The sequence below is a fragment of the Pannonibacter sp. SL95 genome (assembly GCF_026672425.1).
Classification (GTDB): Bacteria; Pseudomonadota; Alphaproteobacteria; order Rhizobiales; family Stappiaceae; genus Pannonibacter.
The window spans coordinates 1,995,269-2,016,848 of the sequence record NZ_JAPPRC010000003.1; the positions used below are offsets into that span (position 1 = coordinate 1,995,269).

Here is a 21,580-nt window from a genome sequence, read left to right on the forward strand (position 1 = left end):
CCGATGGCTGACCAAGGCAAGCCGCAAACCGGGACCGTCGTTACCGCCGATGAGGCTGAATCCCACCGCCGCGGGCTGATGCTCGTGCTGTCCTCGCCGTCTGGCGCCGGCAAGTCGACCATTGCCCGGCTGCTGCTGGAGCGGGAAGACAATCTCGAACTCTCCATCTCGGTGACGACGCGGCCGCGCCGCACCAGCGAGATCGATGGCGTGCATTATCACTTCATCACGCGCGAGCGCTTCGAGCAGATGCGTGATCGCGGCGAGCTGCTCGAATGGGCCGAGGTGCATGGCAACTACTACGCCACGCCGCGTGATCCGGTCGAGAAGGCCCTCGGTGAAGGCCGCGACGTGTTGTTCGACATCGACATCCAGGGCACGTTCCAGCTCTATGAACGCATGCGCGACGATGTCGTGTCGGTGTTCATCCTGCCGCCCTCCATCGCTGAAATGAAGTCACGCCTGCACCGCCGTGCCGAAGACACGCAGGAGGTCATCCTGCGCCGTCTCAAGACGGCTGTCGGCGAGATGCGTCACTGGACAGAATACGACTATGTCGTCGTTAACGAGGATCTGAGCCGCGCCTTCGAGGCGGTCCGGGCAATCCTGAAAGCCGAACGCCACAAGCGCGCCCGCTCGGCCGCCATCGGCCCGTTCATCGAGGGCATGGTCGGTGACCTTCAGGGCGAGCTGGCCGGCGAGAGCTGAGCGCCGCGCCTAGTGAAGTCAACAAGAAGCCCGCTGCCGGTCCCGGTGGCGGGCTTGTTGCTGCCGGGATCAAAGCAGCCAGATGCCGTTTTCGATTGCTGGACCGACAAGGGCCTTGTTCTCGGCGCTCTCGGAGAAGCCGATGAGGACACTCGCCCGGTCCCATGTGCCGGATGACAGTCGCTCGATCCAGCCTGCAAGCCCAGCACTCTCTGCATCTCGGCCAAGGACATTGTTGTAAAGGGCATTGATGTAAGCGCTGTCGGAAGTGTTTCTGCCGTAGCGCTGGATGAATTCTGCTGACCCCAGAAAAGCAGATGACATCTGGTTCATTGTCATCCCGGCATCCACCAGCTTTACATTGTGCCTCAGTCCGTCAGTATCGGGTGTGCGGGCAAAGGCAGCCTGATAGAGGCGATAGGTCTGACCGGCGGCGCCCTCGAGATCGAACGCAAGTATTTTTACGCCATAACATGTAAACTCGACCCGCTCTACGCTGACCAGTTCAGTTGATTGTGGCGTCACCGATCTCTCAAGACTTATCAAGTGACCATTTGCGGTCTTTTCAATCTTGTAGGCTGGTGGGCAGCCTTGAATGCGAACAGTATCGAGGCCGCCTCTGCCGTCAAAGTAATTCTTCCCTGATCCCAAGATTGCAATATTGTTAAACTGATTTCCGAAGACTGGATCGTCATTGTACTGGGCCGATACAACATTAAATTTTTTATAGGTATTCTCAATTTGCCGCTCTTCATAAACGCCACGATAAACTCCACTCTCCATGTCAAAGTAGCGGATCTGGGAGTTCCCCGTAGCTCCTAAGCTAATAGCGCCGTTGCCGATCACAGTGGAGTTTGAACTGTAAACATACACAGACGTTCTTATATTTGCTTCGGAAAAATCGACAAATACCGGCCTGCCAGCCATTCCGAACGCAAAGTTTTGTGCTTTTTGCCAGGTGCCATAGAATTCAAATCGTTCTACATTATCGACGTTGCGTTGCGTCAGAAATGCGACATTTATCCTTAAGGTGTCATAGCCATCGCCGCCATCTAAATTGAATGATTCTATATTTGAATTATGATGGAAAAAGTCATTGTCGGTCGTCCCGAAATTATCACCCTGTTTGATTGTAAATGACGCCATTGAGATCACCTTGCTCAGTGAACGATTTGAGGTGTCACTGATAGATTTCGCAAGGGGAAAGTGCAAGCATGAGATGCGGTTCTATGGGCAGTACACGCTGACTATGCCCTCAGCTCTCCGCAAATCGCGAGGCCAGCTTGACGAAGCCGGGGATGTCGATCTCTTCGGCGCGAGCGGTGGGGGCGATGCCGCAGTCGGCGATGCGCTGTTCAGCGTCTGGCTTCACGCCTTTCAGAGAGGCGCGCAGCATCTTGCGGCGCTGGCCGAAGGCAGCAGCGGTGAGCCGTTCGAGATCGGCCAGTGCGCAGGGCAGGGGCTCCGGATTGGGCTCAAGATGCACCACGGCCGAGGTGACTTTCGGCGGCGGGGTGAAGGCCTGCGGCCCGATGTCGAACAGGATGCGCGCACGGGTGCGCCAGCCGGCAAGGACGCCGAGGCGGCCGTAATGGTCGTCATCCACGGTGGCGGTGATGCGCTGGCCGACTTCCTTCTGGAACATCAGCGTCAGCGAGGCCCAGAACGGCGGCCAGACCGGCGTGGTGATCCAGTTGAGCAGCAGCTGTGTGCCGACGTTATAGGGCAGGTTGGCGACGATCTTGACCGGATAGCCTTCGCTGAGCGCGGCGACATCCACCTTCAGCGCGTCGCCCTCGATCACCTCCAGCCGGCCTGGATAGCGGGCGCTGACTTCGGCCAGCGCCGGCAGGCAGCGGCTGTCCTTCTCGATGGCAATGACCTTGCGCGCGCCATTGGCGAGCAACGCACGGGTCAGGCCGCCGGGACCGGGGCCGACTTCGACGACCGTGGCGTTGGACAGGTCGCCGGCAGCGCGGGCAATGCGGGAGGTAAGGTTGAGATCGAGCAGGAAGTTCTGGCCGAGAGACTTCTTGGCATCCAGCCCATGGGTGCGGATGACATCGCGCAGCGGTGGCAGGTCGTCGATCTGGCTCATGCCGTCAGGCCTTCGCTCGTCAGGGCTCCGGCCATGCGCACGGCGGCGGCAAAGCTGTCACAGCGCGCCGCGCCGGTGCCGGCAATGGCAAAGGCCGTGCCATGGTCGGGTGACGTGCGCACGAACGGCAGGCCCAGCGTGGCGTTGACCGTATCATCGAAACCGATGGTCTTCACGGGGATCAGCACCTGGTCGTGGTACATGCCGAGCACGACGTCGTAGGTGGCGCGGGCGGCATCGTGGAACAGAGTGTCGGCGGGCCAGGGGCCACTGACATTGAGGCCTTCGCTTTTCAGCACCTCGAGAACGGGCGCGATCAGGTCGCGGTCCTCGGTGCCCATGCTGCCGCCTTCGCCGGCATGCGGGTTGAGGCCGCAGACAGCGATGCGCGGCCGTTCAAGGCCAAAGCGGGTGACCAGATCATGGTGGACGATGCGGGCTGTGCTGGCGAGGAGGTCCGCCGTCAGCAGTCTTGGCACCTCTGCCAGCGGCACATGGATGGTGACCGGCACGACCATGAGTTTGGGGCCGGCGAGCAGCATCACCGGCAGAAAAGGTCCCGGAGCAAAGCGGGTCGCAAGCTCGCCGAGATACTCGGTATGGCCCGGATGCCGGAACCCGGCGTCGTAGAGCACCTTCTTGGCGATCGGATTGGTCACCACCGCGCTTGCGCGGCCCGTGCGTACGTCTTCGACACAGGCGTCGATCGAGGCGATGACCGCAGCGCCGGTTGCCGGCGTCGGGTCGCCCGGATGATCCGCGATGGCAGGTCCCGTCGGCACGACCGGCAGGGCCTGGCCGAAGACCAAGGCGGCTGTCTCGGGTGTCACTTCCTCGATGGGAACGTCCAGAGACAGGCGACCGGCTCTGGAGCGCAGGAAGGCGGGATCGGCGCGGACATAGAAGGTCGGCAGCTCCAGCTCGTCCCGGCGTGTCCAGGCCGTCAGCGTGACATCCGGGCCAATTCCGGCAGGCTCGCCGCAGGTCACGGCGAGGGCGAGGCGGGGATTGGCCATGGGTCTGTCCTGCTTACTTGTAGACGATCACGGCCGCGCGGCGCAGTTCCTGGATGTAGCGGCGGGAAAGCTGGTCGCCTTCCTTCTGGCGCAGATCATCCTCGATGGCCGTCCGGGCCGAAATGTCAGACTTGATCTCGCGCTTCTTGCAGACGGCGATCATCTGGATGCCACGTTCGGAATCCACCGGCGGTGTCAGGCGGCCGACTTCGGTCTTGCCGATGACGTCCTTCATGTCCGGCGGCAGTTCCGTTTCAAGGCGGAAACCGATCGACTTGACCACGACTTCCGACAGGGTGCGGGCCTGGGGGACGCCCTGTTCGCAGGACGTGAAGCTCTTGCGCAGCGTTTCCGCCTCGCGCTTGCGCTGGGTCTTGAAGGCACCGGTCGACTTGGCCGGCACGACAAAGATCACCTGCTGCAGCTCGTACTCGATGCTGACGGCAGGCTGGTTTTCCTTGTCCTTGCTGTCGGCCTTCTGCTTCTGCAGCGCGTTGACAATGTCCGTCTCGCTGATCTGCACTTCCGTGCGGAAACGCATGCGCACCAGCTGCTGCCAGGCGAGTTCTGCCTTCAGGCGATTGCGCAGGGTTTCCGGATCAACGCCCGCCTGACGCAAGGCTCCGGCAAGGTTCTGAGGCGAAAGTTTCACCCGGGAGGCGATGCTGGCGAAGGCTCCATCAACTTCCGACTTGGACACGCTGATGCCCATCCGCCGGGCTTCGCGCAGCTTGAGAACCTCGTCGATCAGCTCTTCCTGCGCTTCGCGGGTGGCTGCGCCGCTGTTCTTGCGCTGGGTCAGGGTGATGAGACGGGCGCGCTGGCCAATGTCATAGGAGGTAACCGCCTGGTCGGCGACAATGACCTTGATCGACGACTGTGCCGCAGCGCGTGGCACCGGAACTGTGGCCAGAAGCATGGCCATGCATGCGAGGAGAATAGACGTCTTCATGTTCTGACCGGTCGGACGCTGGTGTCCGACTCCTCCCTTGTGCCGTACTGGCCAACTGCCGATCTGGTCCGGTTGTGCCACACCGTTCCGGATCTGTCGCGGTGACCACCGCAAAACCTGCTCTCTGGCCATGACGACAAACCATGGCCAAAGTAGGGTAATCCGCCGCAGGGCTGGCAGTCTGATCACAGACCGCCGGTCGAAACCTGCGTATCGCCAATGGTCCGCAGGCCGAACCGGAAGAACACGGTCCGGTCGACCGGTTCCTTGTTGTTGCGGCTGCGGTCTTCCTGATAGGCGACCGAGAGCGAGAAACCTTCATCGTCGTAGCCGACGCCAAGGCCATCCTGCACGACGTTGCGGTTTTCCATGTCGTACCGCAGCGAGCCGAAGATGCGCCAGTTGTCGCTGAGGCGCAGGCTGGCGGCGCCCAGGACCTCTTCACGCGGCTTGTCGATGCCGAGATCCGGCTGCGCTCCGAGGAAGGCATAGGCGAGCGTGCTGACCACCGGGCCATAGGTCGCTGTGCCCTGCGCCTGAAGGCGCCGCACAGCGAAGGTCTTGTCGTCAAACCGCGCCTGTGCGCCGAACTTCACGCCGTAGCGCGTATCGAAATAGGCACTGCCGACGTAGTCGGAGCGGCCAGTCTCGAGACCCGAATTGCGCGTTGCGCCCAGAAGATCAGTCTGGGAATAGGAGTTCTTGCCTGCCAAGTGGAACGAGCGACCGAACATGGTGCTCAGATACTGGCCGCCGTCGAACTGCAGCTTGTAATTCAGGCCGATGTTGGCCCGCGTGCCGCCTTCGGCGCGGTCAAAACCGGAGAACTTGTCATAGTCGAACAGGGTCGACGCATCAAACACGAGGCTCTGGGCGTCGTCATTCGGCAGCTGGCCGATGCGCTGCTCGTCCGGACGCACGATGATCTGGGCGACCGGCTCGATGATCTGATTGCCGCCGTCGAAGGTGGCGACAAACGGATAGCGGTACTCAAGACCGGCGGCCGGCATAAAGCGGCCGGCAAAGGCATCGCCGGTGAGCGCGGTCACGTTCTTGTCCTGGGAGGCCAGGAAGAACAGGTCGCCGCGAACATAGGCAAAGGGCGTGAAGACCTGGCCAATCGGATCGATGACCGTGCGGCGCCAGTCGGTCTGGACCGTCAGGCGGGAGAAAGTCCCGTCAATACCGCGGAACCGGTCTACGCCATTGAAGGCGAAGGCATCGGTCTTGTTGCGCGTCAGGCTGGTGAAGTTGCTCGACAGCGACAGTTCACCGCCCGCAATCGGGTTCTCGAACACGTAGTCATAGTCGATGACCGGCAGCACGTATGGCTGCTTGTCCTGCAGGCTGCTGCCGACCTTGGCGAAGGGGCCGATCGGGTCATGACCATCGGGCGCGGAGTTGTAGTCTTCCTGCGAGATCTGGAAGGCATAGGCCTTGACGGAGAACGCATTGCGGCGCGTCTCGCCGGCCAGATAGATCTGGGAGACTTCGTCACTCTTGGCGAAGCTGACGCTGTCGTAGTCACGCAGGAACGCGCGGTCGGTCTTGTGGGTGAGGTCCCAGCCCCATTTCCAGTCGCGCGAGATGCGGAACTCACCATCCGTGTGGATGGCACCGCGCCAGCGGCGGTCACCGGACGTGCCCCGGAATTCCGACGGCTGCGACTGGAAGATACCGGCTGCGGCGACACGGTAGGAACCGGACACGAGACGCTGGCGCCACAGGGCTTCGCTGAGCACGCCCTGCTTAGACATCGGCGTCAGCGTTGCCGTGAGGTCGTAGCTCGGGTCCAGCGCCCAGTAATAGGGCAGGGCGACGCCCACGCCGGTGCGCTGCGAATAGACGCCTGATGGCATCAGGAAACCGGTCTTCCGCTTCACGCTCGGATCCGGCATCGACAGATACGGCATATAGGCGATCGGCTGGCCGAAGAACTCCAGCGAGGCGTCCTCGAAATGGACGACCTGTTCCTGCTGGTTGTGAATGATCTTCTGGGCGCGCAGACGCCAAAGCGGCGGCTTGTTCGCCGGCCGGTTCGGATTGGTGTAGACGGTGTAGAGGCCGTTCTCGAAGGTCGTCACGTTGCCGGCGCTGCGCGTGGCGCGGTCGGCAATGAAACGGGTGCGCTCCGGCGTGTCGAGCTGCAGCGAATTGGCAAAGCCCTCGGCGAAATCATCCGACAGCTGCATCTCGTTGCTGGTGACGACGTTGCCGTCCGGCTCGGTGAAGCGGACATAGCCCTTGGCCACCATCTTGCCGGCCTTGCGGTCGAAATCGACCCGCTCGGCCTCGAGGGTAAACCCGTCATAGAAAATCTCGACCTTGCCAATCGCGGAGATCACGTCGCGGTCGAAATCATAGGTGAGTTCACCGGCCTCAAGCAGCATCTGCGCGTCAGGATTGACGCGGGCCTGCAAGGCGCTGGTGAGCGAATCCTGCGCGCTGGCCGGCAGCGGCGTGGCCGCGGCAACAGCCAGACTGCTGGCAATGACGAGCCCGAGGCCACGGACGTAAAGTCCGCGTGCCGGGCGCACAGCGCCTTGCGTCAGGAAAGAGGGGGCGACAAGCGGGGTCTTCGCCATCAGCCGTCTTCCTGATTGAGCAGGATCGTCAATCCCATGAGAACTCCAAACACTCCCGGAGCCCAGGCGGCGATCAACGGCGGTACGATACCCGCTCCACCGAAATCACGCGCAAGCTCCGACAGAACGTAAAGCACGAAGCCAGCAAGGATTCCACCCAGAATCATCCGGCCAAGCCCGCCAAAGCGAGAAACCTTCAGGGAAACCGCAGCGGCGATCAGAACCATCGCCAGCAAAAGCAGGGGACGGGCCAGAAGCGTCTGATATTGAAGCGTATATCGATAGGCCGGAAGGCCGGCGCGGCGGGCGAGTTCAATGAAACGCGGCAGTTCCCAGAACGAAATTGATTCGGGCGCGCCAATGCTTTCGCGCACTTCCGTTGGCGTCAGGAACGTCGACACCTTGTAGGCACCATAGCGCTGCGGATCGGCCTCTGTGGTGTAGACGATGGCGTCTGCGAGGTTCCAGTATTCCTCGAAGAGACGCGCCTCGCGCGCCTCGATCCGCTCCTGGAACGTGCCCTTGTGGTCAAAGGTGAAGATCGTCACCCCGCGCAGCACGGTGCCCTGTCCAAGCAGCTGCTCGGCGTGCAGGACCGATTCGCCGTCGACCCCGTCCTGGCGCAGCCAGACCGAATTGGTGGTCTGCAGCAGGAATGTTTCTTCTGACCCAAAAATGCCGGCGGCCAGATCGTCGGAGCGCTGCTGCATCCAGACGGCCATCGGGTTGTAGGCCGTGACCGACAGAACCCCCAGAACCAGCGCGACGAGCGCGGCCGGGGCGCCGAATTGCCAGACCGAGATGCCAGCCGCGCGGGTGATGACCAGCTCGAGGGCCCGGCTGAGCGTGACAAAGGCGAGGATGGCGCCAAACAGGACCGCGAAGGGGATGACCTGCTCCAGCAGCAGGGGAACACGCAGAAGCGAGATCAGGCTGACCCGCAAGACGGAGGCATCGCCCCGCTCGCCCGCCCGGCGGAGCAGCTCGAGCACGTCGAACAAGTAGATCAGCACAGCGGCGAGCAGGAACAGGCCGAGGATGGCCTTCAGGAAGCGCGCCGAGAAATAGACGGTGAGGGTCCGGCCCAGCATCTCAGGAGGCCCCTCCGCTCATGCGGCCCTGCAGGCGCTGTTGCAGCGCTTCCATCAGCTCGCTCGCCCGGTCGGCGGCGCGTGTCATCCACTGCGGTGCGGCCTGTTCGGTGCGCAGGATCGCCCAGATCGCGAGGGCCATGCCACCGAATGGCACGAGGTAATAGGTCGCCATCATCGCATCATCGCCGGCCGTCAGCGACGTGACGCCAAATCCGGCCGTGCGCAGCAGGATGCAGGCGGAGAGCGCACCAAGAATGGCCATGCCGCGGCTTTGCCGGGTGGTTCGGGCCTGTCCGAGGAAGGCAAAGACAATCAGCGAGAACGCAAGCGGATAGAGCGGTTGGCTCAAGCGGTTGTGCAACTCGCCGATCAGCCGTTCCCGGTTGCCTCTGGCGTAGTCATCAATGCCCCGTTCGAACATCAGCGCATAGGTCGAGCGCTCGGAGGCCTTGTAGACGGGTTCGCTGGCCTCTGGGATCAAGCTCGAAAGATCAAAGGCGTAGGACTGGAAACGGACGATGGAGATGTCGCCCTGACGCTTCGGCCGGCGCTGGATCGTGCCATTCTGCATGATCAGCAAGGTGCGCCCTGCGGCCTCGACGATGTTTCCCTGGTTGGCCTGATAGGTGAAGATCGTCTCGGTGTCGCGCGTGTCATGCAGCAGGAGGCCGTCGAGCTTGCCGTCCCCGCTGCGGTTGCGGATGTGGAATGTCAGTCCGTCCTCGACCGTGATGAAACGGCCTGGCCGGACGATATTGGCAACGAGGTCAACGCGGACACGGGCGATCTCGTCGCGCAGCTGCGACAGGCCGAGCGGAGCGACATAGAGCGAAAACAGGGCGGTTGCGGCCGTCACGCCGAGGGCGAACAGAAGCACCGGCTGCAGCACCAGCCAGCGGGAGCCGCCGGTGGCGTTGATGACGATCAACTCGCTGTCACTGGACAGGGCGTTCAGCACCAGGATCAGCGCGATCATCAGGGCAAAGGGCGCGACAATAACCACCAGGAACGGCATGGCCAGCATTGTGATGGAAATGAACTGGACGATGGTCTGCCCCTTGGAGGTGACCAGATCGAGCTGCCTGAGTGCCTGAGTCGCCCAGACAACGCCGGTCATGGCGGTGAGCGTCATCACGAACACGAACAGGGCACGCCGGATGATGTATCGTTCTAGCGTCTTCATCTCGATCAGCCGAAGCGCCCTTTCAAGCACGAGTTGTCCAAAATTCCATGCCCCGGTCCACGCCCCAGGCTCCGATTAGCACGGAAGGGAATGAACAGCACGCAAACAAGCGGACGAATTTGACAATAATTTTAGCAAGGCTTGCCGTCGCACCATCTGCAAGCCATGTTGCCTCATCACCCATTCAACAGTGAACAATCAACAGCACGTGGGACCTCGATCCATCATGAGCAAGCTTACAAAGATCCAGTTCGGCAAGGCCGTTGCCCAGCCGGGCGTTGTTGTCATCCTCGCAGACGAAGCCCTTGCGAGCGGCGCGCTGGGAACCGGTGTTCTCGAAAGCCTTTCGGGCGGCCTGACCCGTGCAGCCAAGGCGGGCTCCTTCACGGGCAAGCGCGGCAGCAAGCTGGATCTGATCGCGCCCGGCGGGCTTGATCTCGACCGTGTCATCATCGTTGGCCTCGGCAAGGCCGCAGAGATGACCGGCATGGACTGGATGAAGCTTGGTGGCTCCGTCCAGGCCGCCGTCGCTGCAGCCAAGGCAAGCCAGGCACTGGTCTATCTGGAGACCGCAGCTGGCGATGTCAGCGCCGAGCATGCCGCCGATTTTGCCCTGGGTGCAGTCCTGCGCAGCCACACGTTCGACACCTACAAGACCAAGGTCGACGAGGATGCCGCTCCGGCCGAAATCACGCTGAACATCGCCGGCGTTGACCCCAAGGCTGCCAAGAAGGCCTGGACCGCCAAGGAAGGCCTTGGCGAGGGCGTGCTTCTGGCCCGCGACCTCGTCAACGAGCCCGCCAACGTGCTCGGTCCGGTCGAATTCGCCGATCGCGCGGCCAAGCTCGAAAAGCTCGGCGTCGAAATCGAGGTCCTGACCGAGAAGGAGATGAAGAAGCTCAAGATGGCCGCGCTGCTGGGCGTGGCCCAGGGCTCCGTGCGCCCGCCGCGCCTGGTCATCATGCGCTGGAACGGGGGCAAGAAGGACGAGGCGCCGGTCGCCTTCGTCGGCAAGGGCGTTGTCTTCGACACTGGTGGCATCTCGATCAAGCCGGCTGCAGGCATGGAAGACATGAAGGGCGACATGGGCGGAGCTGCCGCTGTCACCGGTCTCATGCATGCGCTGGCCGCGCGCAAGGCCAAGGTCAACGCCATCGGCGTCATCGGTCTGGTCGAGAACATGCCCGATGGCAACGCGCAGCGACCGGGTGACATCGTGCGTGCCATGTCCGGCACCACGATCGAGATCCTCAACACCGACGCCGAAGGCCGCCTCGTGCTGGCCGATGCGCTCTGGTACACGCAGGACCGTTTCAAGCCGAAGTTCATGATCGACCTGGCGACACTGACAGGCGCCGTGATCATTGCCCTCGGCACGCAGAACGCCGGGCTCTTCTCCAACAACGACGATCTGGCGCAGAAGCTGACGGCCGCTGGCCTCAGCACTGGCGAGACCGTCTGGCGGCTGCCGCTGTCCAAGGCCTATGACAAGCTGATCGACACGCCGAATGCCGATGTGAAGAACACCGGCGGCCGCACGGCAGGCTCCATCACGGCCGCCCAGTTCCTGCAGCGCTTCGTCAATGATTTGCCGTGGGCGCATCTCGACGTCGCCGGCACCGCAATGGGCTCCGACAAGACCGAGTTCAGCCAGGGCTGGGCCTCGGGCTTCGGCGTCCGTCTGCTCGACGAACTGGTGCGGGCAAACTACGAAGACTGACAATCGCGCCGGGCTGCGGCCGCACGCTGCAGCCCGATGTGTCCGCGACTGGCACTGTCGCCCCCGGCGGCACTGCCAATCGCATGAAGGGCATCAGCTCCTGAGGAAGGTGAGGGGATGTACAATCCAGGTCATTTTACTGAATCCGACCCAGACGAGATTGGCCGCATCCTCGAGGATCATCCGCTTGCGACACTGGTGGCCTCTTCCACCAGCGGGCTTGTTGCCAATCATCTGCCGCTTGTCCTGCGGGACGCCTTGCTTTTCGGGCATGTCGCGCTTGCCAATCCCTTGCATGCCGACATCGCCAATGGTGCGGCCGTCCTGGCAATCTTCCAGGGCGGAAATGCCTATATCAGTCCGAACTGGTATCCGACCAAGACCGCAACGCATCGTGTCGTGCCGACCTGGAACTATCAAGTGGCGCACGTCCATGGCCGGATCAGGTGGCTGCATGAGCCGGCCGCAAAGCGCCGAATCGTGAGCCTGCTGACCAATCGGCACGAACGGGCGTTGAATGGACCAGATGCCTGGAAAATGGCTGACGCTCCGGCAGATTATCTTGCTGAAATGATTGACAAGATTGTCGCATTCGAGATTGCGATCGAGCGGATCGAGGCAAAGTCGAAGCTGAACCAGAACCACCCTGCGGAAAACCGTATCGCGGTCTCGAACAAGCTCGCGGCGCTTGGTGCAACCGAGCTGGCGCAAGCGATGGGACGCTCTTTGCCCGAATGAAATGGCGGGTACTTTCCCGCAGCTTCTCTGTTCTGAACACAAAAAACCCGCCGGGTGTCCAGCGGGTTTTCAACAGCTTCTGCAGTGTGCGGGGCAAGGGTTATCCCCAGCCGCGCGGCCACGCCCTCAGCAGGCCTTGTAGGCCTGGCAGGCTGTCGCCGGCTCCGTCACGATAAGGCCGAGGCCTGCGGTTGCACCGGCAAGCCCGAGAACCAGCGTGAAGAACAGCGCAACGCGAACAACCATCATCAACCCCCGAGAACCCTGCGTGTGAAACCCTGTCGCGCGCGACGCCGGTTAACGAGTCGCTGCGCACATCATCAGAAAATAGGGCCTGCAAATTTGTGTCCGGTTAATGCTAGGAGTCCGGGCATCTGTCCATGCGTTATTTTTTGCGCCGCACATCTTTGCCCGGGGATTGTTGCCTTGCCGCATCACCCGACGGGACCGAGCCCGGAGAGGAAGCCACGTGGCCACCGAAGTTCTGTTCTACCACCTGATGAGCCAGTCGCTGGAGGCCGTGCTGCCGGGCCTGCTGCTGAAATGTCTCGAGCGGGACTGGACCGTGGTCGTACAATGCGGATCGGACGAACGGGTCGCGGCGCTGGATGCGCATCTATGGTCGTTCTCCGATGATGGGTTCCTGCCGCATGGCACGGCGGCCGACGGCTTTGCCGAGCACCAGCCGGTCTATCTGACCGCGGCTGAGGACAATCCAAACGACGCGCAGGTGCGATTCCTTGTCGATCGGGCAAGGCCAGGTAGCATCGAGGGCTACGCCCGCATCGTGCTGATGTTTGATGGTCAGGATCCGGAAGCTCTGGCGGACGCGCGCCTGCACTGGAAGACCTTCAAGGGCCAGGGGGCTGATGTCACCTACTGGCAGCAGAAACCGAACGGCGGCTGGGAGCGCAAGGCCTGACCGGTCAGGCTTGCCAGCGATCAAACCTGACGCCTTTTCATATTGTTCAAAGATACCGCTTCCAGCTTTCAAGTTGTTGCAGGCGTGTAATGGTTTTGATGAGCCGGCTTGATGTGACTGCCGTTGCATTGGTGTTCTGGCGGTAAATCTTCGTCACGAATCCTTGCAAAGTCTCGCAAGCGCAGCCAGCCGCATTACATGAGGGGGGAGGGCGGTCTTTGTTGTAGGCTGCCTTGCGAACGCTGCGCGGCTTTGGGCCGTCAAGCGTGAAATTTTAATCAAGGGACCCGATTTTCATTGTGCCCGGGGGGTAAAGGGGGTAACAGGCCCCCCTGACTGGGTTCCCTCCCTGTTTTATTCAGGATGGCGGAAGGGCTAAACATGATCCCCACTCCCTATTATCTCATCGACAAGTCGAAACTGCTCCCCAACATGGAGAAGATCGCGTGGCTGCGAGAGACCTCCGGCGCCAAGTCGTTGCTGGCGCTGAAGTGCTTTGCCGCCTGGTCCGTGTTCGACTTCATGTCGCACTACATGGACGGCACCACGTCGTCGTCGCTCTACGAGGTGAAGCTCGGCCGGGAGAAGTTCCCGGGCGAGACGCATGCCTATTCGGTCGCCTACGCCGATGACGAGATCGACGAGGTCATCGCCTCGTCCGACAAGATCCTGTTCAACACGATCGGTCAGCTCGAGCGGTTCGACGCCCAGTCGGCCGGTCATGTGCGTGGCCTGCGCGTCAACCCGGGCGTTTCCACCTCCGGCTTTGACCTTGCCGACCCGGCGCGTCCGTTCTCGCGCCTTGGCGAGCATGACCCGGAGAAGATCGCGGCCGTGGCCGACCGGATCTCCGGCTTCATGTTCCACAACAACTGCGAGAATGAGGATTTCGACCGCTTCGACGCCATGCTCGGCCATATCGAGCAGCGCTTCGGCTTCCTGATCCGGCAGATGAAATGGATTAGCCTGGGCGGCGGTATCCATTTCACCGGCGAGGGCTATCCGCTGGAGAAGTTCGCCGAGCGGCTGAAGCGCTTTGCCGGCGAAAACGAGGTGCAGGTCTATCTGGAGCCGGGCGAGGCAGCGATCACCAAGTCCACCACGCTGGAAGTGACCGTTCTCGACACGCTCTACAACGGCAAGAACCTCGCCATCGTCGACAGCTCGATCGAGGCGCACATGCTCGACCTGCTGATCTACCGCCTGAATGCCAAGATGGAGCCGAATGCCGGCGACCATGAATGGATGGTCTGCGGCAAGTCGTGCCTGGCTGGCGACATCTTCGGCGAGTTCCGCTTCCCCGCGCCGCTGAAGGCCGGCGACCGGCTCTCGGTGCAGGATGCGGCTGGCTACACGATGGTCAAGAAGAACTGGTTCAATGGCGTGAAGATGCCGGCGATCGCGGTGAAGGAGCTGGACGGCGCGGTGCGCCTTGCGCGCGACTTCACCTATGCCGACTTCGCAGCCGCCCTTTCGTGATCCCGCTGTGATCCTGCTGTGATCGTGGTGTGACACGTTCCTGAACGTGGGCCGGCAGCTCCGGCCCACGCATTGCCCCTCAAAGACTCAAGGAGGACTATGGGCGAAATGAAGCGCAACATACTCATCATCGGCGCCGGTGGCGTAGCGCAGGTTGTCGCGCACAAATGTGCGCAGAACAACGACCTGCTCGGCGACATTCACATTGCTTCGCGCAATCCCGCGAAGTGCGAGCGGATCATCGACAGCATCCGCGAGAAAGGCAGCCTGAAGGTCGAGGGCGCTCTTGAAGCCCATGCCCTGAATGCAATGGACACGGCGGCGGTCGCCGCGCTGATCCGCAAGACCGGGTGTCAGATCGTCATCAACGTTGGCTCGTCCTTCGTCAACATGACCGTTCTGGATGCCTGCATCGAGACGGGCGTGGCCTACATGGACACGGCCATCCACGAAGATCCGAAGAAGATCTGCGAGACGCCGCCCTGGTATGGCAACTACGAGTGGAAGCGCCGCGAGGCCTGTGCCGACAAGGGCATCACCGCGATCCTCGGCGTCGGCTTCGACCCGGGCGTGGTCAATGCCTATGCGCGCCTCGCCATCGACGAATACGTGACCGAGCCGGAGTCGATCGACATCATCGACATCAACGCCGGTTCGCATGGCCGCTGGTTCTCGACCAACTTCGACCCGGAAATCAACTTCCGCGAGTTCACCGGCACGGTCTATTCCTGGCAGAACGGTGGCTGGCAGGAGAACAAGATGTTCGAGGTCGGCAAGTCCTGGGACATGCCGCTCGTGGGCCCGCAGCAGACCTATCTGACCGGCCATGACGAAGTGCATTCCCTGTCGGCCAACTATCCGCAGGCGGACGTGCGCTTCTGGATGGGCTTCTCGGATCACTACATCAACGTCTTCACCGTACTGAAGAACCTTGGCCTCCTGTCCGAACAGCCGGTCAAGACGGCCGAAGGGCTTGAAGTGGTGCCGCTGAAGGTGGTCAAGGCCGTGCTGCCGGATCCCTCGTCGCTCGCCCCGGATTACACCGGCAAGACCTGCATCGGCACGCTGGTGAAGGGCAAGAAGGACGGCAAGCCGGCCGAAGTTCTGGTCTTCAACATTGCCGATCACAAGGATGCCTACAATGAAGTCGGCTCGCAGGGCATCAGCTACACCGCCGGCGTGCCGCCGGTCGCCGCTGCCATGCTGATTGCCGACGGCACGTGGGATGTCGGTGCGATGAAGAACGTCGAGGAGCTTGACCCCAAGCCCTTCCTCGCGCTCCTCAACCGCATCGGCCTGCCGACCGAGATCAAGGACGCCTCCGGAACCCGGCCCTTTGTTGGCTGATCTCAACAGCGCATGAGTGTTGGAAACCCCGGATCGACAGCTCCGGGGTGAGGTTGATGACAAACCCTCTGTTGTCATCCCGGACGCAGCGAAGCGGAGATCCGGGACCGGAGAGCCACGGTCTCTCCGGTCTTAACTCATTGAATTATAGAGGCCTCGACTCTCCGGTCCCGGCTCGGCGCTACGCTTGGCCGGGATGACTTCGGGGAGGTCGAGGTTTGTCAGCAGTCTGACCCCGGATCGAAAGGTCCGGGGTTTTTGTTTGCGGGCTGTTTCTTTCGCTCGCTGCCGCTCACCTTGTCCGGAATGACGGCGCAAAATTGGTCGTGCGCTTCAGTGTCTGTCGTCAGAGCGGTTCGGTCCGCACTGCAACCTCCCGGAGCAGCCGGTCTTTTGTCTGGGCATCGAGCGCCCGCCAGTCGATGTTCAGAAGCGCTGCCTCCATCGCGTGCAGGGCGTTGAGGCTGATCTGTCTGCCAAATGCGAAACGCAGCCGGCAATAGCATTCAACCGCCCCGAGCGCCCGCAGCTCGGCTTCCGTCCCGACGCCGATCTCGCCAAGCATCGCGGCGGTCTTCGGCCCGAGATTGCGAAGGTCGGCTATGCGGCGTGTCATGGGCAAGCCCCTGTTGACGTGTATGAATGCGGGAGAACGACTCGTGTCACGGGTCACGCCATTTATCATGCCATCATCCCATCCGGAGCCCGACAATGTCCGATGCCCGCTACCGTGTCGATGTGTTCAGCGCCAAGCCCTATGACGCCCGGTCTCTGGATGCGGCGGCAGCAAGGGCGGAGGCGCCGGTCAGCCTCGTTTATCACGACATGCGCCTCACGGAACGGACCATGCCGCTGGCGCGCGGGGCGGATGTGGTCTGCGCCTTCGTCAATGACACGCTGTCGGCGCCGGTGCTGGACGGACTGTCGGATTACGGGGTGAAGCTCGTTGCGCTGCGCTCGGCCGGCTTCAATCACGTGGACCTCAAGGCCGCAGAGGCCTGCGGCATTCAGGTGGCCCGCGTGCCGGCCTACTCGCCGCATGCGGTGGCGGAGCACGCGGTAGCCCTGATGCTGACGCTGAGCCGCAAGACCCACCGCGCCTACAACCGGGTGCGGGACGGTAATTTCGCGCTGGACGGGCTGATGGGGTTCGACTTCCATGGGCGCACGGTCGGCATCATCGGTACGGGTCTCATCGGCGAGGTTCTGGCGCGGATCATGACCGGGTTCGGCTGCCGCGTGGTGGCGCATGACCCGGTGTCGAACCCGGCCTGCCTCGCGCTTGGTGTCACCTATCTGCCGCTGGCCGAACTCTTCGCCGCCGCTGACATCCTGTCGCTGCAGTGCCCGCTGACGCCAGCCACGTTTCATCTCATAAATGATGAAACGATTGCGCAGATGCGCCCCGGCGTCATGCTGGTGAACACCTCGCGCGGGGCGGTCATCGACACGGCAGCCGTGATCCGGGGGCTGAAGAGCGGCCAGATCGGCGCCCTCGGGCTCGATGTCTACGAGGAGGAAAGCCAGCTGTTCTTCGAGGATCTGTCGGACCGGATCATCCCGGATGACCTCTTTGCCCGGCTCCTGACTTTCCCGAATGTGCTCATCACCGGCCACCAGGGCTTCTTCACCGAGGACGCGCTGACGGCCATCGCCGAGACGACCATCGCCAATGTCACGAGCTTCCTCTCAACCGGCGCGCCGCTGCATCCGGTGAAGGCACCCTGACGCAAACGCCAGTCAGGCCGGCCCGAACAGCGCCGGCAGGTCCGTGAGGCTCTTGAGCTGGATCGCTTTCGGATGGCCATCGGGGAAGTCGGCCGCTTCCAGCGCCCAGAGCAGCGGGTAGGGCACGTGAATGGCTGTCGCTCCCAGTTCAAGCACCGGCAGGATGTCGGAGCGCACCGAGTTGCCGATCATGACCACCTTCGACATGTCGTCGGTGTAGCGGGCAAAGATCCGGGCGTAGACCTCCGGGCTCTTCTCGCTGACCACATCGACGGCAGTAAAGTGCTTCTGCAGGCCCGAGGCGGCGATCTTGCGTTCCTGGTCGAACAGGTCGCCCTTGGTGATGAGGATCAGCGGGGCGATGCCCCGGATGGCGGCAAGGGCCTCGCGCACGCCGTCGAGCGGCTCGACCGGGTGGCCGAGCATGTCCTGTCCCGCCGCCAGGATTTCACCGATCACCGTCGCCGGCACCTTGCCGTCAGTGACCTCGATCGCGGTCTCGATCATCGACAGGATGAAGCCCTTGATGCCGTAGCCATAGTGGTGGACGTTGCGCCGTTCGGCGGCCACCAGCCGTTCCTCGATGCGGTTCTTCTCGCAATAGGGCGCGAGCAGTTCGGCGAAGCGGGCTTCCGTCAGTTTGAAGAAGCTCTCGTTGTGCCAGAGCGTGTCATCTGCATCGAAGGCGATCACGGCGGGAGACTGCGGCAGCTGCATGGGCGGGCTCTCTGTTGATGGTGACAGGCAGGCTCAGGGCCATTGCCGGGCGCCATGAAGCAGGCGCAGGATGAGGATCGAACCGGGCTGTTCGGTGTAGATAACGATATAGGTCTGCCGAACGACCAGCTCTCGTGTTGTCGCGACACGGCCCGGGCGGCCGAGGTCAGGATGACGCATCAGCGTTGCAACGCGGGCTTCCACATCTTGCTTGAAAGCCGTCGCGGCGGCCGGATTGTCCGCTGCGATGTAGTCGATGATCGCAAGAAAGTCCTGCGCTGCCAATGGGTGCCATGCCAGCCGCACCGCAGACACCCTCAGACGCCACTGTCAATTCGGCCGCGTGCAATCCGCCGGTCTGCCGCCGCCATGACATCCTCGTGCGACAGCGGGGCCGAAAGGTCGTTCAGTGCCTCGGCCACCTTGTCCCTGAACCAGGCATCATGGGCTTCAGTGTCAAGCAACAGCCCCGGGGGAAGGACGCCGTCCTGTGCGATCCGGGTCACGAGGATACGCACCGCATCCGACAGGGACAGCCCTGTGCCATCCAGAGCCGCCGCCGCGCGCGCTTTTGTCTCGTCTTCAATCCGGACATGCAGCATGCTTGTCTTTGCGGTCATGACAAATCTCCGGGGAAGGCTGTCCGCTCCAGTCATGGATGATGAGTGTACCTCATATGAGATACACTCTCAACTTGCCCCTCTTCCAGCTCCACAGACAGCATCAGCCAATCTTCCTCCGTGGTGACGAGCTTCTTTTCGCAGAAGGCGCGTTCCTTGGCGAACTTGGCGGCCCGTTCGGGATCGCGGGTGAAAAAGTCGGGATCGGACATCATCTCGTCGATCTTGGCGAGCTTGTCCTGCAGGCGCGCCATCTCGGCTTCGGCGGCTTCCAGTTTTTTGCGCAAGGGCGCGTTCTGGGCCCGCTTTACGGCCGCCTCGCGGCGCTTGTCCTGGGCATTGGCCGCACGCGCTTCCTCTTCGCTCGCCTTTCGGACGGCGTCCGGACCCTGCAGGATGTAGCGGCGGTAGTCTTCCATGTCGCCGTCGAAATTCTTCACGCCGCCATCGGCGACGAGCCAGAGCTGATCGGCGCAGGCTTCCACCAGATGGCGGTCGTGCGAGATCAGCACGACGGCGCCCTCGAACTCGTTCAGGGCCTGAACCAGCGCCTCGCGGCTGTCGATATCGAGGTGGTTGGTCGGCTCGTCGAGGATGATCAGGTTTGGTCCGTCGAACGTGGCAAGGCCAAGCAACAGCCGGGCCTTCTCGCCGCCGGACAGGTCCTTGGCCGGCGTGTCCATGCGGTCTGTCGGCAGTCCGAACCGCGCAACCCGGGCGCGGACCTGTGCCTCGGCCGCCTGCGGCATCAGGGTGCGCACATGGGCGACTGCGCTTTCGGCCGGGCGCAGTTCATCGAGCTGATGCTGGGCGAAGAAAGCGATCTTCAGCTTGGACGCGCGCGTGATTTCGCCGCCCTTCGGAGCAAGACGCTCGGAAATGAGCTTTGCGAAGGTCGACTTGCCGTTGCCGTTGGAGCCGAGCAGGGCGATGCGGTCGTCGGTGTCGATGTTGAGGGTCAGGCGTGACAGGACAACCCGCTCGTCGTAGCCGACCGACACATTCTCCAGCTTCAGGATCGGCGGAGCGAGCCGGCCCTGGGGCGAGGGGAAATGGATCGGCTTGGCGCTTTCCTCGGTGAGCGGCACGATTGCATCCATGCGCTCCAGCATCTTGAGGCGCGACTGGGCCTGACGGGCCTTGGAGGCCTTGGCACGGAAGCGGTCGACGAAGGCCTGCATGTGCTTGCGCTGCGCGTCCTGCTTTTCCTTGGCCTTCTGCTGCAGGATCATGGTCTCGCGCCGCTGCCGGTCGAAACTGTCATAGCCGCCGCGGTAGAAGGTCAGCTTGCCCTTGTCGAGATGCACGATGGAATCGACGGCCTTGTTGAGCAGGTCACGGTCGTGCGAGATCAGCAGCACCTGATGCGGATAGCGGGAGATGTAGGTCTCCAGCCACATCGTGCCTTCCAGATCGAGATAGTTGGTCGGCTCATCGAGCAGCAACAGGTCGGGCTCAGAAAACAGCACCGCAGCTAGCGCCACACGCATGCGCCAGCCGCCGGAGAACGCCGAACAGGGCCGGCGCTGAGCCTCGGCATCGAAGCCAAGGCCGAACAGGATCGCAGATGCCCGGGCCTCTGCCGTGTGGGCGGAGATGTCGGCAAGGCGCGTATGGATGGCGGCGATCCGGTCCGGATCGGTCGCCGTCTCGGCCTCCGCCAGAAGGCGCGCACGCTCGGTATCGGCGGCCAGCACCACTTCAATGAGGCTTTCCTCGGTGCCCGGCGCTTCCTGCGCCACCTGTCCGATCCGCGATCCCTTCGGGATGGCCACCGAGCCGGTCTCGGACGTCAGATCGCCGGTGATCAGCTTGAACAGGGTGGACTTGCCCGTGCCATTGCGGCCGACGAGGCCGGTCTTGGTGCGGGCGGGCAGGGTGACGCTGGCGCCGTCGATGAGGAGGCGGCCAGCGATGCGATAGGTGAGGTCGGTAATCTGCAACATGGGGCGGAGTTTTGGGGGAGGTCGCGCCTTATTGCAAGTGCTGCCTGCACCCAGCCCCCTTGCGGTTGGCGCGGGGCAAAGCTATAGGAACGCGCGAGTTTCCGCGTGGGAGAGCAGCTGCCCGCCCCGCGAGCGATCCCGCCGCCGCAAGGCGGCGTCCTTTCCTCTGGCAGCCCGATCCGGGCCGCCGGAAAACCAGATAGACCAAGGATATCGAGACATGGCCATCGAGCGCACTTTCTCCATGATCAAGCCGGACGCAACCAAGCGCAACCTGACTGGCGCCATCACCGCCAAGCTGGAAGAAGCCGGTCTGCGCGTCGTCGCTTCCAAGCGCGTGTGGATGAGCCTGCGTCAGGCTGAAGCCTTCTACGCCGTCCACAAGGACCGTCCGTTCTTCGGCGAACTGACCGAGTTCATGTCCTCGGGCCCGACCGTTGTCCAGGTTCTGGAAGGCGAAAACGCCATCCTGAAGAACCGTGAAGTGATGGGCGCCACCAACCCGGCCAACGCCGAAGAAGGCACCATCCGCAAGCTGTTCGCCCTGTCGATCGGCGAGAACTCGGTCCACGGTTCCGACGCTCCGGAAACCGCTGCAGAAGAAATCGCGTTCTGGTTCGCCGGCAACGAGATCGTCGGCTAATCAGCTGACATTTCTTTCGTGACAAGAGCCGGCTCCGCGAGGGGCCGGCTTTTTTCATGCTTGCACCAAGATGTTTTCCGTCTG

General features: G+C 62.5%; 20 protein-coding genes. 8 read left to right on the forward strand and 12 right to left on the reverse strand.

What is annotated here, in order from left to right:
• The first annotated feature begins 3 nt into the window (after positions 1-3).
• Positions 4-708 carry a guanylate kinase gene (gene gmk, locus OVA12_RS10060; protein ID WP_268136832.1) on the forward strand — a complete coding sequence of 235 codons (705 nt, stop codon included), beginning with the start codon at positions 4-6 and terminating at the stop codon, positions 706-708.
• Between the two features lie 69 nt (positions 709-777).
• Here gmk and OVA12_RS10065 read toward each other — a convergent pair whose 3' ends face one another.
• The 7 genes from OVA12_RS10065 to lptF all read right to left on the reverse strand — a co-directional run bounded on the left by OVA12_RS10065 (position 778) and on the right by lptF (position 9,636).
• Complete coding sequence (locus tag OVA12_RS10065) at positions 778-1,854, reverse strand: DUF4214 domain-containing protein (protein ID WP_268136834.1); 1,077 nt, start codon at positions 1,852-1,854, stop codon at positions 778-780.
• Positions 1,855-1,963: 109 nt separating this feature from the next.
• Positions 1,964-2,806, reverse strand: a complete 843-nt coding sequence (gene rsmA / locus OVA12_RS10070) for a 16S rRNA (adenine(1518)-N(6)/adenine(1519)-N(6))-dimethyltransferase RsmA (RefSeq protein WP_268136836.1) — start codon at positions 2,804-2,806, stop codon at positions 1,964-1,966.
• Positions 2,803-3,822, reverse strand: a complete 1,020-nt coding sequence (gene pdxA / locus OVA12_RS10075) for a 4-hydroxythreonine-4-phosphate dehydrogenase PdxA (protein WP_268136838.1) — start codon at positions 3,820-3,822, stop codon at positions 2,803-2,805. The genes rsmA and pdxA overlap by 4 nt, the downstream gene beginning before the upstream one ends.
• 13 nt (positions 3,823-3,835) lie before the next feature.
• Entirely contained in the window at positions 3,836-4,741 is a 906-nt protein-coding gene (locus tag OVA12_RS10080; protein ID WP_268136840.1) for a peptidylprolyl isomerase, read from the reverse strand.
• 218 nt (positions 4,742-4,959) lie between these two features.
• The gene (locus OVA12_RS10085; RefSeq protein WP_268136842.1) at positions 4,960-7,359 is read right to left on the reverse strand and encodes an LPS-assembly protein LptD; all 2,400 of its coding nucleotides are present in this window, start codon (positions 7,357-7,359) and stop codon (positions 4,960-4,962) included.
• The gene (lptG, locus tag OVA12_RS10090; RefSeq protein WP_268136844.1) at positions 7,359-8,450 is read right to left on the reverse strand and encodes an LPS export ABC transporter permease LptG; all 1,092 of its coding nucleotides are present in this window, start codon (positions 8,448-8,450) and stop codon (positions 7,359-7,361) included. The genes OVA12_RS10085 and lptG overlap by 1 nt, the downstream gene beginning before the upstream one ends.
• Position 8,451: 1 nt before the next feature.
• The gene (gene lptF / locus OVA12_RS10095) at positions 8,452-9,636 is read right to left on the reverse strand and encodes an LPS export ABC transporter permease LptF (RefSeq protein ID WP_268136846.1); all 1,185 of its coding nucleotides are present in this window, start codon (positions 9,634-9,636) and stop codon (positions 8,452-8,454) included.
• 226 nt (positions 9,637-9,862) lie between these two features.
• Here lptF and OVA12_RS10100 point away from each other — a divergent pair, with 226 nt between their 5' ends.
• From OVA12_RS10100 to OVA12_RS10120, 5 genes are all read left to right on the forward strand, one after another.
• Positions 9,863-11,356, forward strand: a complete 1,494-nt coding sequence (locus OVA12_RS10100) for a leucyl aminopeptidase (RefSeq protein ID WP_268136848.1) — start codon at positions 9,863-9,865, stop codon at positions 11,354-11,356.
• A 117-nt stretch (positions 11,357-11,473) separates the two neighbouring features.
• A complete protein-coding gene (locus tag OVA12_RS10105) occupies positions 11,474-12,094 on the forward strand; it encodes an FMN-binding negative transcriptional regulator (RefSeq protein WP_268136849.1) in 621 nt (206 codons plus the stop codon).
• A gap of 469 nt (positions 12,095-12,563) precedes the next feature.
• The gene (locus tag OVA12_RS10110) at positions 12,564-13,016 is read left to right on the forward strand and encodes a DNA polymerase III subunit chi (protein ID WP_268136851.1); all 453 of its coding nucleotides are present in this window, start codon (positions 12,564-12,566) and stop codon (positions 13,014-13,016) included.
• A gap of 381 nt (positions 13,017-13,397) precedes the next feature.
• Positions 13,398-14,495 (forward strand): carboxynorspermidine decarboxylase, encoded by a 1,098-nt coding sequence (locus tag OVA12_RS10115; RefSeq protein ID WP_268136853.1) that lies wholly within the window; start codon positions 13,398-13,400, stop codon positions 14,493-14,495.
• Between the two features lie 108 nt (positions 14,496-14,603).
• A complete protein-coding gene (locus OVA12_RS10120; RefSeq protein WP_268136855.1) occupies positions 14,604-15,842 on the forward strand; it encodes a saccharopine dehydrogenase family protein in 1,239 nt (412 codons plus the stop codon).
• Between the two features lie 346 nt (positions 15,843-16,188).
• On the opposite strand, the gene OVA12_RS10125 is transcribed toward OVA12_RS10120, so the two are convergent.
• Entirely contained in the window at positions 16,189-16,458 is a 270-nt protein-coding gene (locus OVA12_RS10125; RefSeq protein ID WP_268136857.1) for a TfoX/Sxy family protein, read from the reverse strand.
• Between the two features lie 95 nt (positions 16,459-16,553).
• Between OVA12_RS10125 and OVA12_RS10130 the strand changes: the two genes are divergently transcribed.
• Positions 16,554-17,570, forward strand: coding sequence for a 2-hydroxyacid dehydrogenase (locus OVA12_RS10130; RefSeq protein WP_268136859.1), 1,017 nt, complete (start codon positions 16,554-16,556; stop codon positions 17,568-17,570).
• 12 nt (positions 17,571-17,582) lie between these two features.
• On the opposite strand, the gene OVA12_RS10135 is transcribed toward OVA12_RS10130, so the two are convergent.
• The 4 genes from OVA12_RS10135 to OVA12_RS10150 are packed head-to-tail and all read right to left on the reverse strand — an operon-like array spanning position 17,583 to position 20,853.
• On the reverse strand, positions 17,583-18,287 hold the full coding sequence (locus tag OVA12_RS10135) for an HAD family hydrolase (RefSeq protein ID WP_268136861.1): 705 nt from the start codon (positions 18,285-18,287) through the stop codon (positions 17,583-17,585).
• Positions 18,288-18,320: 33 nt separating this feature from the next.
• Complete coding sequence (locus OVA12_RS10140; RefSeq protein ID WP_268136863.1) at positions 18,321-18,593, reverse strand: type II toxin-antitoxin system RelE/ParE family toxin; 273 nt, start codon at positions 18,591-18,593, stop codon at positions 18,321-18,323.
• 11 nt (positions 18,594-18,604) lie between these two features.
• Entirely contained in the window at positions 18,605-18,907 is a 303-nt protein-coding gene (locus tag OVA12_RS10145; RefSeq protein ID WP_268136865.1) for a type II toxin-antitoxin system RelB/DinJ family antitoxin, read from the reverse strand.
• 32 nt (positions 18,908-18,939) lie between these two features.
• Complete coding sequence (locus OVA12_RS10150) at positions 18,940-20,853, reverse strand: ABC-F family ATP-binding cassette domain-containing protein (protein WP_268136867.1); 1,914 nt, start codon at positions 20,851-20,853, stop codon at positions 18,940-18,942.
• Positions 20,854-21,073: 220 nt separating this feature from the next.
• Here OVA12_RS10150 and ndk point away from each other — a divergent pair, with 220 nt between their 5' ends.
• Complete coding sequence (gene ndk / locus OVA12_RS10155; RefSeq protein ID WP_106754114.1) at positions 21,074-21,496, forward strand: nucleoside-diphosphate kinase; 423 nt, start codon at positions 21,074-21,076, stop codon at positions 21,494-21,496.
• Positions 21,497-21,580: the final 84 nt, after the last annotated feature.

What these genes read in the sequence shown, in the direction of transcription:
- OVA12_RS10080 (WP_268136840.1), bottom strand. Translation starts at nt 4,741, where the DNA reads ATGCTTCTGGCCACAGTTCCGGTGCCACGCGCTGCGGCACAGTCGTCG.
- OVA12_RS10105 (WP_268136849.1), top strand. Translation starts at nt 11,474, where the DNA reads ATGTACAATCCAGGTCATTTTACTGAATCCGACCCAGACGAGATTGGC.
- OVA12_RS10145 (WP_268136865.1), bottom strand. Translation starts at nt 18,907, where the DNA reads ATGACCGCAAAGACAAGCATGCTGCATGTCCGGATTGAAGACGAGACA.
- OVA12_RS10120 (WP_268136855.1), top strand. Translation starts at nt 14,604, where the DNA reads ATGAAGCGCAACATACTCATCATCGGCGCCGGTGGCGTAGCGCAGGTT.
- ndk (WP_106754114.1), top strand. Translation starts at nt 21,074, where the DNA reads ATGGCCATCGAGCGCACTTTCTCCATGATCAAGCCGGACGCAACCAAG.
- lptG (WP_268136844.1), bottom strand. Translation starts at nt 8,450, where the DNA reads ATGCTGGGCCGGACCCTCACCGTCTATTTCTCGGCGCGCTTCCTGAAG.
- OVA12_RS10135 (WP_268136861.1), bottom strand. Translation starts at nt 18,287, where the DNA reads ATGCAGCTGCCGCAGTCTCCCGCCGTGATCGCCTTCGATGCAGATGAC.
- OVA12_RS10115 (WP_268136853.1), top strand. Translation starts at nt 13,398, where the DNA reads ATGATCCCCACTCCCTATTATCTCATCGACAAGTCGAAACTGCTCCCC.
- OVA12_RS10100 (WP_268136848.1), top strand. Translation starts at nt 9,863, where the DNA reads ATGAGCAAGCTTACAAAGATCCAGTTCGGCAAGGCCGTTGCCCAGCCG.
- OVA12_RS10130 (WP_268136859.1), top strand. Translation starts at nt 16,554, where the DNA reads ATGTCCGATGCCCGCTACCGTGTCGATGTGTTCAGCGCCAAGCCCTAT.
- OVA12_RS10065 (WP_268136834.1), bottom strand. Translation starts at nt 1,854, where the DNA reads ATGGCGTCATTTACAATCAAACAGGGTGATAATTTCGGGACGACCGAC.
- pdxA (WP_268136838.1), bottom strand. Translation starts at nt 3,822, where the DNA reads ATGGCCAATCCCCGCCTCGCCCTCGCCGTGACCTGCGGCGAGCCTGCC.
- rsmA (WP_268136836.1), bottom strand. Translation starts at nt 2,806, where the DNA reads ATGAGCCAGATCGACGACCTGCCACCGCTGCGCGATGTCATCCGCACC.
- lptF (WP_268136846.1), bottom strand. Translation starts at nt 9,636, where the DNA reads ATGAAGACGCTAGAACGATACATCATCCGGCGTGCCCTGTTCGTGTTC.
- OVA12_RS10150 (WP_268136867.1), bottom strand. Translation starts at nt 20,853, where the DNA reads ATGTTGCAGATTACCGACCTCACCTATCGCATCGCTGGCCGCCTCCTC.
- OVA12_RS10125 (WP_268136857.1), bottom strand. Translation starts at nt 16,458, where the DNA reads ATGACACGCCGCATAGCCGACCTTCGCAATCTCGGGCCGAAGACCGCC.
- gmk (WP_268136832.1), top strand. Translation starts at nt 4, where the DNA reads ATGGCTGACCAAGGCAAGCCGCAAACCGGGACCGTCGTTACCGCCGAT.
- OVA12_RS10085 (WP_268136842.1), bottom strand. Translation starts at nt 7,359, where the DNA reads ATGGCGAAGACCCCGCTTGTCGCCCCCTCTTTCCTGACGCAAGGCGCT.